The 13773-nt window shown below is 40.2% G+C and carries 14 protein-coding genes; 6 read left to right on the top strand and 8 right to left on the bottom strand.

Features of this window, described 5'->3' with window-relative positions:
• Positions 1–152: 152 nt before the first annotated feature.
• The gene (gene mtaB, locus H148_RS0104650) at positions 153–1487 is read left to right on the top strand and encodes a tRNA (N(6)-L-threonylcarbamoyladenosine(37)-C(2))-methylthiotransferase MtaB (protein ID WP_029033763.1); all 1335 of its coding nucleotides are present in this window, start codon (positions 153–155) and stop codon (positions 1485–1487) included.
• Here the strand turns inward: mtaB and H148_RS0104645 are convergent.
• The gene (locus H148_RS0104645; protein ID WP_029033762.1) at positions 1484–1783 is read right to left on the bottom strand and encodes a GNAT family N-acetyltransferase; all 300 of its coding nucleotides are present in this window, start codon (positions 1781–1783) and stop codon (positions 1484–1486) included. The two genes, mtaB and H148_RS0104645, sit on opposite strands and share 4 nt — an antisense overlap.
• A 202-nt stretch (positions 1784–1985) precedes the next feature.
• Here H148_RS0104645 and H148_RS0104635 point away from each other — a divergent pair, with 202 nt between their 5' ends.
• The gene (locus H148_RS0104635; protein WP_037324610.1) at positions 1986–2690 is read left to right on the top strand and encodes an alpha/beta fold hydrolase; all 705 of its coding nucleotides are present in this window, start codon (positions 1986–1988) and stop codon (positions 2688–2690) included.
• Position 2691: 1 nt separating this feature from the next.
• Positions 2692–3618 carry a lytic transglycosylase domain-containing protein gene (locus H148_RS0104630; RefSeq protein ID WP_029033760.1) on the top strand — a complete coding sequence of 309 codons (927 nt, stop codon included), beginning with the start codon at positions 2692–2694 and terminating at the stop codon, positions 3616–3618.
• Positions 3619–3673: 55 nt separating this feature from the next.
• Here the strand turns inward: H148_RS0104630 and H148_RS0104625 are convergent, their stop codons facing one another.
• Both H148_RS0104625 and H148_RS0104620 read right to left on the bottom strand, forming a co-directional pair.
• The gene (locus tag H148_RS0104625) at positions 3674–4375 is read right to left on the bottom strand and encodes a TlpA family protein disulfide reductase (RefSeq protein WP_029033759.1); all 702 of its coding nucleotides are present in this window, start codon (positions 4373–4375) and stop codon (positions 3674–3676) included.
• Between the two features lie 151 nt (positions 4376–4526).
• Complete coding sequence (locus tag H148_RS0104620) at positions 4527–5042, bottom strand: hypothetical protein (RefSeq protein WP_029033758.1); 516 nt, start codon at positions 5040–5042, stop codon at positions 4527–4529.
• 165 nt (positions 5043–5207) lie between these two features.
• Here H148_RS0104620 and rpmH point away from each other — a divergent pair, with 165 nt between their 5' ends.
• The 3 genes from rpmH (at position 5208) to H148_RS0104610 (ending at position 8906) form a co-directional block, all read left to right on the top strand.
• Complete coding sequence (gene rpmH / locus H148_RS18470; RefSeq protein ID WP_083961569.1) at positions 5208–5366, top strand: 50S ribosomal protein L34; 159 nt, start codon at positions 5208–5210, stop codon at positions 5364–5366.
• A gap of 103 nt (positions 5367–5469) precedes the next feature.
• On the top strand, positions 5470–8322 hold the full coding sequence (carB, locus tag H148_RS0104615; RefSeq protein ID WP_029033757.1) for a carbamoyl-phosphate synthase large subunit: 2853 nt from the start codon (positions 5470–5472) through the stop codon (positions 8320–8322).
• A gap of 185 nt (positions 8323–8507) precedes the next feature.
• Positions 8508–8906: a DUF423 domain-containing protein gene (locus H148_RS0104610; protein WP_029033756.1), complete on the top strand. Its 399-nt coding sequence runs from the start codon at positions 8508–8510 to the stop codon at positions 8904–8906.
• On the opposite strand, the gene H148_RS0104605 is transcribed toward H148_RS0104610, so the two are convergent.
• The 5 genes from H148_RS0104605 to H148_RS0104585 are packed head-to-tail and all read right to left on the bottom strand — an operon-like array spanning position 8896 to position 13693.
• Positions 8896–9858 (bottom strand): bile acid:sodium symporter family protein, encoded by a 963-nt coding sequence (locus H148_RS0104605; RefSeq protein WP_029033755.1) that lies wholly within the window; start codon positions 9856–9858, stop codon positions 8896–8898. The two genes, H148_RS0104610 and H148_RS0104605, sit on opposite strands and share 11 nt — an antisense overlap.
• Positions 9858–10403 carry an acyl-CoA thioesterase gene (locus H148_RS0104600; RefSeq protein WP_029033754.1) on the bottom strand — a complete coding sequence of 182 codons (546 nt, stop codon included), beginning with the start codon at positions 10401–10403 and terminating at the stop codon, positions 9858–9860. The genes H148_RS0104605 and H148_RS0104600 overlap by 1 nt, the downstream gene beginning before the upstream one ends.
• A gap of 1 nt (position 10404) precedes the next feature.
• Positions 10405–11544 (bottom strand): serine hydrolase domain-containing protein, encoded by a 1140-nt coding sequence (locus H148_RS0104595; RefSeq protein ID WP_029033753.1) that lies wholly within the window; start codon positions 11542–11544, stop codon positions 10405–10407.
• Between the two features lie 4 nt (positions 11545–11548).
• Positions 11549–12949, bottom strand: a complete 1401-nt coding sequence (locus H148_RS0104590; protein ID WP_029033752.1) for a DNA recombination protein RmuC — start codon at positions 12947–12949, stop codon at positions 11549–11551.
• Positions 12950–12979: 30 nt separating this feature from the next.
• The gene (locus H148_RS0104585) at positions 12980–13693 is read right to left on the bottom strand and encodes an ABC transporter ATP-binding protein (protein WP_342663238.1); all 714 of its coding nucleotides are present in this window, start codon (positions 13691–13693) and stop codon (positions 12980–12982) included.
• Positions 13694–13773 lie beyond the last annotated feature (80 nt).

Genomic DNA, 13773 nt, shown 5'->3' with positions numbered 1-13773 from the left:
CACAACTAATGCTTGTTTAAGATCAATCATTAATCTAATTGGACATTGAATTAAAGTTGATATCTTTGCAGCCTCTAAAATGGCATTTTTAGAAGCCTTTATATTTAGTTGAATTTCTGATGGTTACCTTTCAGGATTGAGAAGAAGAAGAAATGGAAGATCCAAAAAAAGTTGCTTTTTACACGCTTGGTTGTAAGCTGAATTTTTCCGAAACCTCTACAATTGCCCGTTCATTTAAGGACGAGGGTTTCACAAGGGTAGATTTCAATGAGTATGCCGATATTTATGTGATAAACACCTGCTCGGTGACTGACAATGCAGATAAACGATTTAAAACCATTGTTAAACAGGCGCAAAAATCTAATGAAAATGCTTTTGTAATTGCCGTAGGTTGTTATGCGCAGCTTAAGCCCGAAGAACTTGCGGCTGTAGACGGGGTTGACCTTGTATTAGGAGCAACCGAGAAATTCAAGATCACAAATTACCTGAACGATCTAACCAAAAATGACATGGGAGAGGTGCACTCCTGTGAAATAGAAGATGCAGACTTTTATGTGGGATCTTACTCTTTTGGAGATCGTACCAGAGCATTTTTAAAAGTTCAGGATGGTTGTGATTATAAATGTACCTATTGTACGATTCCGCTGGCGCGGGGTATTTCCAGAAGTGACACTTTAGAGAATGTGCTTGATAATGCAAAAAAAATAAGTGATAAGGGGATAAAAGAAATCGTACTCACCGGTGTAAATATCGGGGATTACGGAAAAGGGGAATTCGGCAACAAAAAGCATGAACATACTTTTCTTGACCTGGTGCAGGCCCTGGACACGGTAGAGGGAATTGAGAGGCTTAGAATTTCCTCTATTGAACCCAACCTTCTGAAGAATGAAACGATAGAATTTGTGGCGGAGAGTGACACTTTTGTGCCGCATTTCCATATTCCGCTGCAAAGTGGGAGTAACGAGATTCTCAAAAATATGCGACGCAGGTATATGAAGGAGCTATACGTAGACAGAGTTAATAAGATCAAAGAAGTCATGCCAGATGCGTGCATAGGTGTTGATGTAATCGTAGGATTCCCTGGAGAGACTGATGAATATTTTCTTGAAACCTATAACTTCCTGAATGATCTGGATATTTCCTACCTTCATGTCTTTACCTATTCAGAAAGAGATAACACTTTGGCAGCCGAAATGCAAGCTGTCGTGCCTCTAAAAGTTCGTAAAAAAAGGAGCAAAATGCTCAGGGGACTTTCTGCAAAGAAAAGGCGCGCCTTTTATGAGTCGCAGTTAAGTAAAGCGAAAACGGTCCTTTTTGAAGGGGAGAATAAAGAAGGATATATTCACGGCTTTACAGAGAATTATGTTAAAGTAAAAACACCCTGGGATCCTTCTCTGGTAAATACCCTGCACAAAGTAGACCTGCAGGAAATAGGAGAAGATGGAATAGTACGATTCTCTTATGTAGAAGAAGGGGTACTGACTTAAATGTTAATCCCAACCGGCAGCATACTCTTATATTTTCGACGATTTTTACGCATAAATCTCGCAATAGAAGGACTGGTGGGCATAACTCTTATTTCCCTTTCTTTTATAATATCCAGAACTTTTTCAATAAAAGGTTCCAGGTAACCTTTTTCTTTAAGAGAATCGCTCATTTCCAGTTTGGTAAGAAAGATCTTTCGATCCTGACTGGCGTATTCAATCTTGGCTAATTCTCCATCAATCTGAAGTTCAAATTGGCGAAGAAATTCGTTGTCAGTAACAGATAGCTGAGGGTCCATATGTAATAAGTTTTTTTAATAAGTATCAAAAAATCAGCCACTTTTAAAAAAAGATCATTTAAAAGCTAATGTGTGGCTTAATGGGCTATAGCCCAAAAGGAAATTTTATATTAAATGTTTATTTGGAGCGGTCAATTTCCCTTAAATTTGAAAGTAAAGTTAAGGATTTTTCTGCACAATTGGCTCTGGAAGCTTATAAAGTATGAGGAAAGACGCTGTTATTCATGTCTATTGTATGCCGGGATTGGCAGCAAATCCGTCGATCTTTGAGATGATTCGGTTACCTGAAGAAATTTTCAGGATACACTGGTTGGATTGGTTGCTTCCGCACCCCAAAGAGAGCCTGAAAGAATATTCAGCCCGATTGTGTAAAAAAATTGAACATGAAAATCCGGTGCTCATTGGAGTGTCCTTTGGCGGGGTTATTGTTCAGGAAATGGCGCAGCTAATAAAAGTGCGCAGGGTTATAATAATATCCAGTGTAAAGAGTGAAAAGGAATTACCAAGGAGGATGAGATTTGCCCGCCGTACCAAAGCATTTAAGGTGTTGCCCACCTCTTTGGCACAATACGTTGATGCGCTTGAGAAGGTAGCGGTAGGAGACTTTGCCAGAAAAAGGGTGAAGTTGTACAAAAAATATTTATCCATTACTGATACACGTTATCTTGACTGGGCAATAGAACAGATGATTTGCTGGGAGAGACCAGAACCCTACGAGGATGTAATACATATCCAGGGGGACAAGGATGAAATATTCCCCTACCGGTACGTAAAAGGCTGTATTACGGTACCCGGGGGTACTCATGTGATGATCATCAACCGTTTTAGATGGTTTAATGATCACCTGGAGGAAATTATCCTTACAGGAAAGCTAAATGAAGAGAAAGTAAAAGAATTACAAAGTTAATATGAAAGCGAAGAATATATTTATAGGAGGAAGTTTATTGGTGATCTGTTTTTTTGGGATTAATGCCGTACAGGACGCACCAAGTGATGAAAATCAGGAAAAGAAGATCATTAATGATTATAGAGTCTATGCTCTTCCAATGCCTGAGAATCTTGAATTTGCTGGAGAAAAGGTGCCGGTTGAGATTCCCGATGTCTATGAAAGAATGGACAGGGAGCTGCTGGTAAATACCTATTGGCAGTCAAATACTTTATTATTAATTAAAAGAGCAAATAAATATTTTCCTGTTATAGAACCAATTTTGGCTGAGTACGGTGTGCCAGATGATTTTAAATATCTGGCAGTAATAGAAAGCAGCCTTACCAATGCGGTTTCTCCTGCCGGCGCCCGCGGATTCTGGCAGTTTATGGAAAGTACAGGTAAAGAATACGGGCTGGAGATCAATGATAATGTTGATGAGCGTTATAATCTGGAGAAATCCACACGAGCAGCAGCCGAATATTTGAAGAAGTCGAAAGAGCACTTTGGAAGCTGGACTCTTGCAGCTGCCGCATATAATGCGGGAAATTACGGTGTAGATAGGCAAAGAGAGCGGCAGGATGTAAGAGACTACTACGATCTGCTTCTGGGAGAAGAGACGGGACGATATGTTTTTAGAATACTGGCTTTAAAGGAGATCATGCAGAATCCAAAGAAGTATGGTTTTAACTTCAGGCAAAAAGACCTTTATCAGCATATCCCTTCATATAAAGTTAAGGTGGATACAGCGGTAAGCGACTTTGCTCAATTTGCGCAGAACTTTGGAATAAATTATAAGGTATTAAAGATCCATAATCCATGGTTGAGAGAGGCTCATCTTAACAACAGTTCCCGTAAAGAATATCTTATTGAACTTCCGGAGGAGGGTTTTTATTCACCTACACCATAAAGGTTTAGAGAGAGGCAAATTTTCAGTTGAAGTTAAAAAGAAAAAGTTTTGTGAGCTAGGGAGTTGTATTTTCTTCTGCCGTGGAATACTGGCTGCTATCTTCTATTAGGAGCAAGAAAAGAGCACTGGATAAAGAATCGTAATTAAGATCAAAAGATTTTTCAAATTCGATACCAAAGGGATGTGAGACCTTTCTTCTAATGTCCAGAATATTTTTGTCTCTGTCAAGCAGGAAGGAAGTGGGCAAACCAAGGGAATGTTTCATCATCTTTATTACATAAGGGCTGTTGTTGTTCATCTCATCGACGTACAGAACCGTTATGTTTTCACTGTATTTTTTTGCAAGTCTTTTTGTAGTGCTATGATTATCCCAAAATAACATCACGAAATCCACCTGCTCTCCATATTTCTCTGCCAGTTCATTGAGGGCGGGAATTTCTCCTTCGGTTGGAACAATCCAGGAGGCGTATGTAGTGAGATAAACGGGTTTTTCAAATTCATTTAGATGAACAGATTTTTTCCTAAGGTCATTTACCTTAAAATTATCCATTCTACTACCTTTCAGGTTGTAATCTATCAGGGAATCAAATAGGAAATTTGCACGTTCCACATCCTTACTGCGATAAGCCTTGTCTGCGTGTTTTTTATATTTTGGAAGATGGATGGTTAAAGCTTCGGAAAAAGTTATCTGATCCTCCTGGGCATAGGAGGGAAAAAGAAATGTAAAGGGAAGAATTAGTAGTAAAAATTTCTGCATTCAGCCAGGGGTCCAAATTCCGTACAAAGGTACAGAACAGATAGTCCTGACTAAAAAAAACTCGTTTAACTACAGGGAAATCAGTTGAAATACCGGGCAGTAAAGTTTATGAAGAACCCCTAGATTTTAATTGACTCTAACAGGTTGATTTCTAGATCTTTTTCATCTGTTGTTTCATCATCTTGATCTGTTCATCAAGCATGTTATGCTTGTCCAGCTTCTTAGCTTCCTGTAGCAGCATTTGGGCTTCTCTTTTGCGTCTTTTCGTCATTGCAATTCCGGCGAGGTTGAGTTTTGCCATCGCCAGATCCTGCTTCATTGACAGACCCATTTTAACCGCTCTTTTAAAGAATTTTTCTGCCTGGGTCATGTTAGTTTGAGAAACCATGAGACCATGGAGGTACCAATAGTAACCCTGTTGTTTTTGGGTAAGAGCTTTCTCTGGATCCTTAATTTTATCCAGCCATTTTTTGGCACCTAGAAAATCCTGCTTTCGAAGCCTCAAAAAAGCCATAAGAATCATTTCATTCTTGTAGTAAAGGAAGACGAAAATACCTGCTAGAAGTAAAAGGAAAATACCATTACCAATGTTTCCTTCAAAAAATTGCCATATTGCGACTAGAACGAGAATGGCTGTAATGACTAACTTATAGACTTTATTAAACATTTGGAGTTGATTTTAAAGGCCGCAAAGGTAATAAAAACAATTGAAAATTATTTCAATCAAGGGTTTGCCTAAGTAAAAACTCTTTGTATATTTGCCCGCAGTTTTAGGAGGAGGTCTTAAAGCTATTTTTCAAAGCGATTTCAAAGAAGATTAAAGATAATTATCATGAAAAGAACGTTTCAACCATCTAAGAGGAAAAGAAAAAACAAGCACGGTTTCAGAGAGCGTATGGCAAGTGTTAACGGAAGAAAAGTGCTGGCTCGCAGAAGAGCAAAAGGTAGAAAGAAATTATCTGTTTCCTCTGAGCAAAGGCATAAACACTAGATGATAATGACCGAAAATAATAAAGGTGTTACTTTTTTAAGTAGCGCCTTTTTTTATACCCTGTAGGTTCCTATTTTTACAAACATTACACAAAATTTTTCTCATGCCGAAGAATGAAAACCTCAAGAAAATACTCATTATAGGTTCTGGTCCAATTATAATTGGCCAGGCCTGTGAATTCGATTACGCCGGTGCACAGGCTCTTAAATCGTTACGGGAGGAAGGGATTGAGACAGTCCTGATCAACTCAAACCCGGCCACTATTATGACCGATCCCTCAATGGCAGATCATGTTTATCTCAAACCTCTCACCACCAAATCCATAATTGAAATACTTAAAGAACATTCCGATATTGACGCGGTACTTCCCACTATGGGTGGACAGACGGCACTTAACCTCTGCATAGAAGCAGAGGAGAAGGGAATTTGGAGTGATTTTGATGTTAAGCTAATTGGGGTGGATATTGATGCCATCAATATCACCGAAGATCGGGAAAAATTTAAACAATTAATGGTACGTTTGGGTGTGGGTGTAGCCCCGGCACAAACGGTAACTTCCTTTCTAAAGGGTAAGGAAGTGGCGCAGGAATTCGGATTTCCACTGGTGATAAGGGCATCCTTTACTCTTGGTGGAAGCGGAGCAGCTTTTGTACATAGAGAGGAAGATTTTGATGAATTATTGACAGCAGGCCTGGAGGCTTCTCCTATTCATGAGGTGTTGATCGATAAAGCCCTTCTTGGGTGGAAGGAATATGAGCTGGAACTTCTACGGGATAAAAATGATAACGTGGTGATCATCTGTTCCATTGAGAATATGGATCCCATGGGAATCCATACAGGAGACTCTATTACCGTTGCTCCCGCAATGACGCTTAGCGATACCTGTTATCAAAGAATGAGGGATCTTGCCATAAAAATGATGCGGAATATCGGAGATTTCGCAGGAGGTTGTAATGTGCAGTTCGCCGTAAGCCCCGATGAGAAAGAGGAGATCATGGCCATAGAAATCAACCCCCGGACTTCAAGATCTTCGGCTCTTGCTTCAAAAGCTACCGGTTATCCTATCGCAAAAATTGCAGCAAAGCTTGCAATTGGTTACACCCTTGATGAATTACAAAATCAAATCACCAAATCGACTTCCGCTTTATTCGAACCTACGCTGGACTACGTGATCGTAAAAATTCCAAGATGGAACTTCGATAAGTTTGAAGGCAGTGACCGGACTCTTGGACTTCAGATGAAATCTGTAGGAGAAGTAATGGGAATAGGACGTTCTTTCCAGGAAGCGCTGCACAAAGCAACGCAATCCCTTGAGATCAAAAGAAATGGTTTGGGTGCCGACGGGAAGGGTTATACTAATTATGATGTAATCCTTGATAAGCTGAAGAACGCCAGCTGGGATAGGGTTTTTGTAATCTATGATGCAATCCAGTTAGGGATTCCGCTTACAAGAATTCATGAAATTACCAAAATTGACATGTGGTTTCTTAAGCAGTATGAGGAACTCTATGCTCTTGAGGTGGAGATTTCTAAATACAATATTGATTCCCTTCCCAAAGATCTCTTGCTTGAGGCCAAGCAAAAAGGTTTTGCCGACAGGCAGATAGCCTATATGGTAGATTGCCTTGAAAGTCAGGTGTATAAGAAAAGAGAAGAACTGGGAATTAATCGTGTATATAAACTGGTTGATACCTGTGCAGCCGAATTTAAAGCAGAAACTCCTTATTACTATTCCACTTTTGAAGCCGACATTGAGACCAAAGATGGTCTAAGATACGTGGAGAATGACAGTAAAGTTTCTGAAAAAAGAAAGATCGTAGTTCTTGGATCCGGACCCAACCGGATAGGGCAGGGGATTGAATTTGATTATTGTTGTGTTCACGGAGTTTTGGCCGCTAAGGAATGCGGTTACGAAACGATCATGATCAACTGTAATCCTGAAACTGTTTCCACCGATTTTGATGTGGCCGATAAACTATATTTCGAACCCGTTTTCTGGGAACACATTTATGATATTATCCGCCACGAGAAGCCCGAAGGTGTAATCGTTCAATTAGGAGGTCAAACTGCCTTAAAACTTGCTGAAAAACTCGATCGCTACGGAATAAAAATTATTGGAACCAGTTTTGAGTCTCTGGATCTTGCTGAAGACAGAGGTTCTTTCTCAAAACTGCTTCAGGCAAATGACATTCCTTATCCGGAATTTGGAGTAGCTGAAACAGCAGACGAAGCTTTGGCACTTGCAGATGAACTTGATTTTCCAATCCTGGTGCGGCCTTCATATGTACTTGGAGGGCAGGGAATGAAGATCGTAATTAATAAAAAAGAACTGGAAGCTACTGTGGTAGACCTGCTTCGGAAAATACCTAATAACAAACTTCTTCTGGATCACTACCTTGACGGCGCTATTGAAGCTGAAGCAGATGCAATCTGTGACGGGGAAACGGTTCAGATCATTGGGATCATGGAGCATATTGAGCCCTGCGGAATTCACTCCGGGGATTCAAATGCATTACTTCCACCCTTTAACCTTGGGGATCTTGTGCTTCAGGAAATAAAAGATCACACTAAAAAAATTGCACTAGCACTGAATACAGTAGGTTTGATCAATATACAATTCGCTATTAAAGATGATAAAGTGTTTATTATAGAAGCGAACCCTCGTGCTTCACGTACAGTTCCCTTCATAGCTAAAGCCTACCGTCAACCTTATGTCAACTATGCTACTAAAGTAATGCTGGGGGAAAATAAGGTGACAGATTTTAAATTTGAACCTAAACTCGAAGGATATGCTATAAAACAACCGGTCTTTTCCTTCAATAAGTTTCCGCATGTGAACAAGCAGCTGGGGCCCGAAATGAAGAGTACGGGAGAAAGCATTTTGTTCATTGACAGCCTCAAGGATGATACTTTCTATGAGTTATATTCCAGAAGAAAAATGTATTTGACAAAATAGGTCTCAAAAATGCCATTTTTGAAGAGGCTGTCTTAAAAGCTATTAAATCGTCATTCTGAATTTATTTCAGAATCTTATCAATCTGATAATTAGGATTAATTAGAACCTGAAACAAGTTCAGGTTGACGTAAATCAGTCTTTTCAGACAGCCACTTATTTTTTAGGTGGTTTTAATAGCGCGAAATATGAAAGAATTTGTTTTAATAGCAGGTGGTATCTATGGAACTCTAGCCGTCATTTTTGGAGCTTTTGGAGCTCACGGGTTGAAAAAGTATCTGGATAATGATCAATTAAAGAGTTTTGAAACCGGAGTAAAGTATCAAATGTACCACGCCCTGTTGTTGATTATGACCGGAATCATTTTTCCCTTTATAGGATACTCCCAAAACCTTATGGGCTGGTTTCTTATCATTGGAACTTTTCTTTTTTCCTTTAGTATTTATGGCCTGGTATTATCTTCAGCGAAGGGTCGAAAAATTGCATTATTGGGACCTGTTACTCCGTTGGGAGGAGTTTTGTTGGTAATGGCATGGACACTTTTCTGTATTAATGTTGCTGCGGTAGCGGAACATATCAGGTTTTAATTTCTTGCCTTTCTCTTTTTCTATATCCTTCAGCAAAAACTGCTACTACCAGTAATTGAAGAATATGGTAGAGCATTATAGGCAGTAGGTATAAAGCATTTGCTGCACTATTTCCGAAGATAACTTTAACCATAACCGAACCGTGCACCAGCGATTTCTTCGTGCCGCAGAACTTTGCAGTGATTTCGTCTTCAGTTGCGAAGTTCATCCAACGGGATACGATTGCAAGTCCGAAGTAGACAATAAAAAACAGCACTATGACCATTGCAGTCAATTTAAAGAGATCTACCAGTCCAACTGTACTGAACAATTCCGAAGCAAATGCACTACTGAAACTTGAATAGACGATCAATACAATAACAGACTTGTCAAAAAAGCTTATTTTCCCTGAATTTTTTCGTGCCATATTACCCAGGAACTTCTGAAGGAAAAGTCCTATTACGAGCGGTAAAATTATTTGAATTACCAGCTTTTGGACTACTGCTCCAAACTCAAATTGGGAGGAAGAAGCCATGAAAAGACTCATCCACAGGGGAGTCGCAATAATCCCGATTAATCCGGAAAGACTTGCATTAAATATTGCCGTGGGAAGGTTACCACGTGCCAGGGAAACCATTACTATGGAAGAGCTAACAGTAGAGGGTAGCGCTCCAAGAAAAAAGAGTGCAACCCACAAAGAGGAACCCATGCCGTCTTCAAAAAATGGCAACAAGCCCAGAGTCAACAGTGGAAAAATAATAAATGTTGTCAGCTGAATGATAATATGTACCCGGTAATTATAAAATCCGGCTTTAAATTCTGCTGGTGAGAGTTTTAAACCGTAAAAGAAAAAGATAAAACCTATTCCGATATCCGTGATAGTTTTCAGTGGCAGGATTTCAGGACCTTCCGGCAAAAACCAGGCAATAAGAATAGCAAAAAGCAGGGCTGCAATGAATCCGTTGAACCTCACTAATTCTCGATTTTGACATTATAAGTCTCTACGATGTGAAGGTGTTCTTCGGAAACAAAATCGGTTTCAGTAAATTCTTTTAGCTTTACTCTCTTGTTGTCGTACCTCTTAATACTTTTTGCAAACCTTCTAATGTCATCCCGGGATTTTAGAACGAGTCCGGGAACCTGCACAGATTTTCCTTCGCTGTCTTTTGCGACCATGGTAAAATAAGAAGAGTTGCAATGTTTTATCTTTCCGGTTTGAATATTTTCAGCTTCAACACGAATACCTATTTGCATGGAACTGCTGCCAACAAAATTCACCGAAGCTTTCATGGTTACCAGTTCCCCAATTTCAATTGGCTTCAGGAAATCAACGGTATCTACGCTCGCCGTTACACAGTAAACACCCGAGTGTTTTGAAGCACATGCAAAGGCTATCTGGTCCATGAGCGATAACACATAACCTCCATGTATTTTACCATTGAAGTTCGAGTGGGAGGGAAGCATAAGTTCAGATATGGTTACCTGGGATTCGGCAACTGTTTTAAAATCTTTGGTCATTCTATAAATTTTGATAGAGCAGGTTTATAAATTCTCCTATTTTTGAAGGCTCCAGCCAGCGGGTTACCACCACCAGATCATTTTCAGTATCAACTACAATGAAGTTGCCGCCAAAACCTGCAGCGTAAAAAACATGATTGGGTACGTTTTCCCATTTGCGATCTCCGCGGTTGAGCCACCACATATAGCCGTAGCTTTCATTTACTGCTGATGGTTCCATAGCTTTTTTAATACTTCCGGGAGAAAGAAGTTGTTTCCCATTCCAGCTGCCGTTGTTCATGTAGAGTAGCCCAAACCTGGCCATATCTTTGGTGTTGATGAACATACCGCCACCCGAATGACCGCCACCGCTTACAGATTGCATGTTTAACCCGTCAATAGGAACCCACGAATTGTCGTAGCCGTACCAGCGCCAGGTGGAAGAAGCCCCAATAGGATCCATAATTTCATCCCTCAAAACAGCCGGTAAAGGTTTTCTGAAAATATTGAGCAGGGAATAAGCCAGTACATTAACCCTTACGTCATTATATTCGAAGGTAGTTCCCGGCTCCTTAAGTTCCCGTCCCCGCCATTGATCGATGTTTTGAGAAGAAGAAGGTCTATCGGCCCAATCGAAACCGCCCCAGAGTTGGCCGCTCCAGTCCGATGTCTGCTGAAGTAGGTGTTCCCAGGTGATCTTGCTGTTATGCGGTCCTTCAAAGGTGTTATCCCAAATATACTCGTCCAGGTGGTCATCAAAGCTGTTGATCAATCCCTGCTGGTGCGCGAGTAAGGCTGTAGTTGCAAGAAAGCTTTTGGTGACGCTAAAGGTCATATCCACTCTCTCAATATCTCCCCACTTACCAATGATGTAGCCGTTCTTCAGGATCATTCCGGCGGGACCTCCGCGTTTTTTAGTAGGTCCAAGAATTTCATGATAGGGTTCCTGCTCAAAACCTTTCAGGATAGCCTGCCTTAGATCCCTTGACTCTGAATATTCGTTGTTCAAAGCAAATTCAATTGCTTCTGAAGGATCAATATTATATTCTGAAGCAGGTTTTTCCTGCCACTCATCTTCTGAAGGAAAATAAATATCCTGGCCAGAAAGCGAAAAGTTTATTGTGCAGATGAAAAGATAAAGAGTGTATTTAAGTGACTTCATGCTTTTAGTTTAACTGATTTTGATTTTCTTCTCCGCTTGCCTTGGAAAGCCATTTTTGCGATAACTTTTGTTTTGGCGAAATTCCAAGAGTTTCTAACTGTTCAATATCTTTTATCAAATTTTGTTGCCCTGTAAGTTTTTTCATGGCATCATCGTAAGCCGTAGTGGTAGACCTTAACCTTTTGCCCACTGTCTCCAGCTCATCCAGCAGCAACTTAAATTTGTGGTACAGCGAAGCCGCATGATTTGCGATCTCCAACGCATTTTGCTGCTGTTTTTCGTTGCTCCATAAGGTGTCAATGGTTCGTAATACCGAAAGCAACGTAGTGGGACTCACCAGCAGGATGTTCTTTTGAAATGCAGTGTAAAAGAAGGAACTATCTAAATTTTGGGCGAGGTATAAAGCAGGCTCAACTGGAATGAACATAAGCACAAAATCTGGCGACTCCATTTTGTACAGATCCTCGTATTTTTTTGAACTCAGGTTCTGGATATGGCTGTTAAGCGAGCGTAAATGCTCTTTTAGATAGCGAGCCCGTTTCTCCTCGTCCTCCTCATTTATATACTTTTCATAAGCCACCAGAGAAACTTTAGAATCGATAATCATCATCTTATCTCCAGGGAGATGTAACACCACATCTGGAAGCAATTTTCTTCCGTCTTCGGTTTCGTGAGATCTTTGTACAAAATATTCCCGATCTTTTACCAGACCCGATTTTTCCAGCACGCGCTCCAAAATTAACTCACCCCAGTTTCCCTGGGTCTTATTTTCACCTTTTAAAGCCCTGGTAAGATTGGTTGCTTCTTCACTTATCCTGACGTTCTGCTCGTGTAAAAACTGAAGTTGTTTTCCCAGCTGGGCATGACGTTCAATAAAATCATTGGAATTTTTTTCTACCTTTTCCTCAAAAGTTTTGATTTTTTCCTGAAGAGGAGACAGGATCTGCTCGATATTCTCTTTATTGATACTGGTAAATTTTTCTGATTTTTGATCCAGGATCTTATTTGCCAGATTCTCAAATTCCTTACTGAATTTCTCTTCTAGTTTCTCCAACTCTCCTTTTTGGTCCTCCAGTTTCATCTGAAGGTTCTTATATTCTGAGGTCCTTTCAGTCAATTGGGTGTTTAAAATGTCTTTTTTGTTCCTTATTTCTTCCCGTTCCCTACAGGCTTCCAAAAATTGTCTGTTCACTCCTTCTTTTTCTTCCTTTGCCTGTTCCTTTAGCTGAAAGACCTGCTCCTGAATTTGAGTTTTGTAATCCTGATATTGATTGTTGAGCTGTTCGTTTCTCTCTTTAAGAACATTCTGAATGCTTTTACTTCTGAAATTGGCAATTAAATAGCCCACTATTGTTCCAAAAAAGAGGATTCCGAGTGAAATAGCAAGAAGAATGGGATCTGTCATGAGCAGCAGGTTTGCTCAAAGATACTATTTTCAGGTTTTTATCCTGAAGGATTCTGTTGCCCTGTCAAAAACTATAAGGTCTGCGGGAAAGATGCTCTCAAAATGCCCTTTTTGGATGAGCTGTTGCGGAGAATCCTGGACAACCTCATTCGGCTTCATCAAAATTATTTTATCGCACAACTGCAGGGCTAAATTGATCTCGTGTGTCGCAAATATCACCACTTTTTGAGTCCGTAAACTAAGATCCCTTAATAATTTTAGCACCTGTGCCTTGTGATACATGTCAAGATGGGAAGTGGGCTCATCAAGTATCATTAATGGAGTGTCCTGAGCCAGGGCTCGGGCAATCAAAACCTTTTGTAGCTGACCGTCGCTGAGTTCATAGCATTTTTTCGCTTGTATTTCTTCGATCTTTACCAAAGCGAGAGCTTCCTTTATCTTTTTCCGATCCTCTATTGTCAAAGTTCCAATCCAGTTGGTATATGGTTGTCTTCCCAGGGCTACAAGTTCGGCTACTCCTAGGTTTTTAGACAACGGTTGCTCGGTAAGGACCAGGCTGATCATTGTTGCCAGCCTTTCAGGAGAAATATTCTCCAGGTTTTCCCCTTTGATCTTTATTTTTCCCGAAAGAGCAGGTTGTACTCCGCTTATTGTCCTCAAAAAGGTGGATTTTCCTACTCCGTTAACTCCTACAACCGCCACCAGTTCTCCTTCTTCAACAGCAATATTTATTCCCGAAGCAATAGTTTGCTCCTGTTGCTTTTTTCTGTAGCCTATAGCGAGGTCTTCAGTTTGTAAAATGATATTTTTAGTACCTGTTTCGA

Source organism: Salinimicrobium terrae DSM 17865, assembly GCF_000424665.1.
GTDB classification, from domain to species: Bacteria; Bacteroidota; Bacteroidia; order Flavobacteriales; family Flavobacteriaceae; genus Salinimicrobium; species Salinimicrobium terrae.
This window is presented reverse-complemented; position numbering and strand designations above follow the sequence as displayed.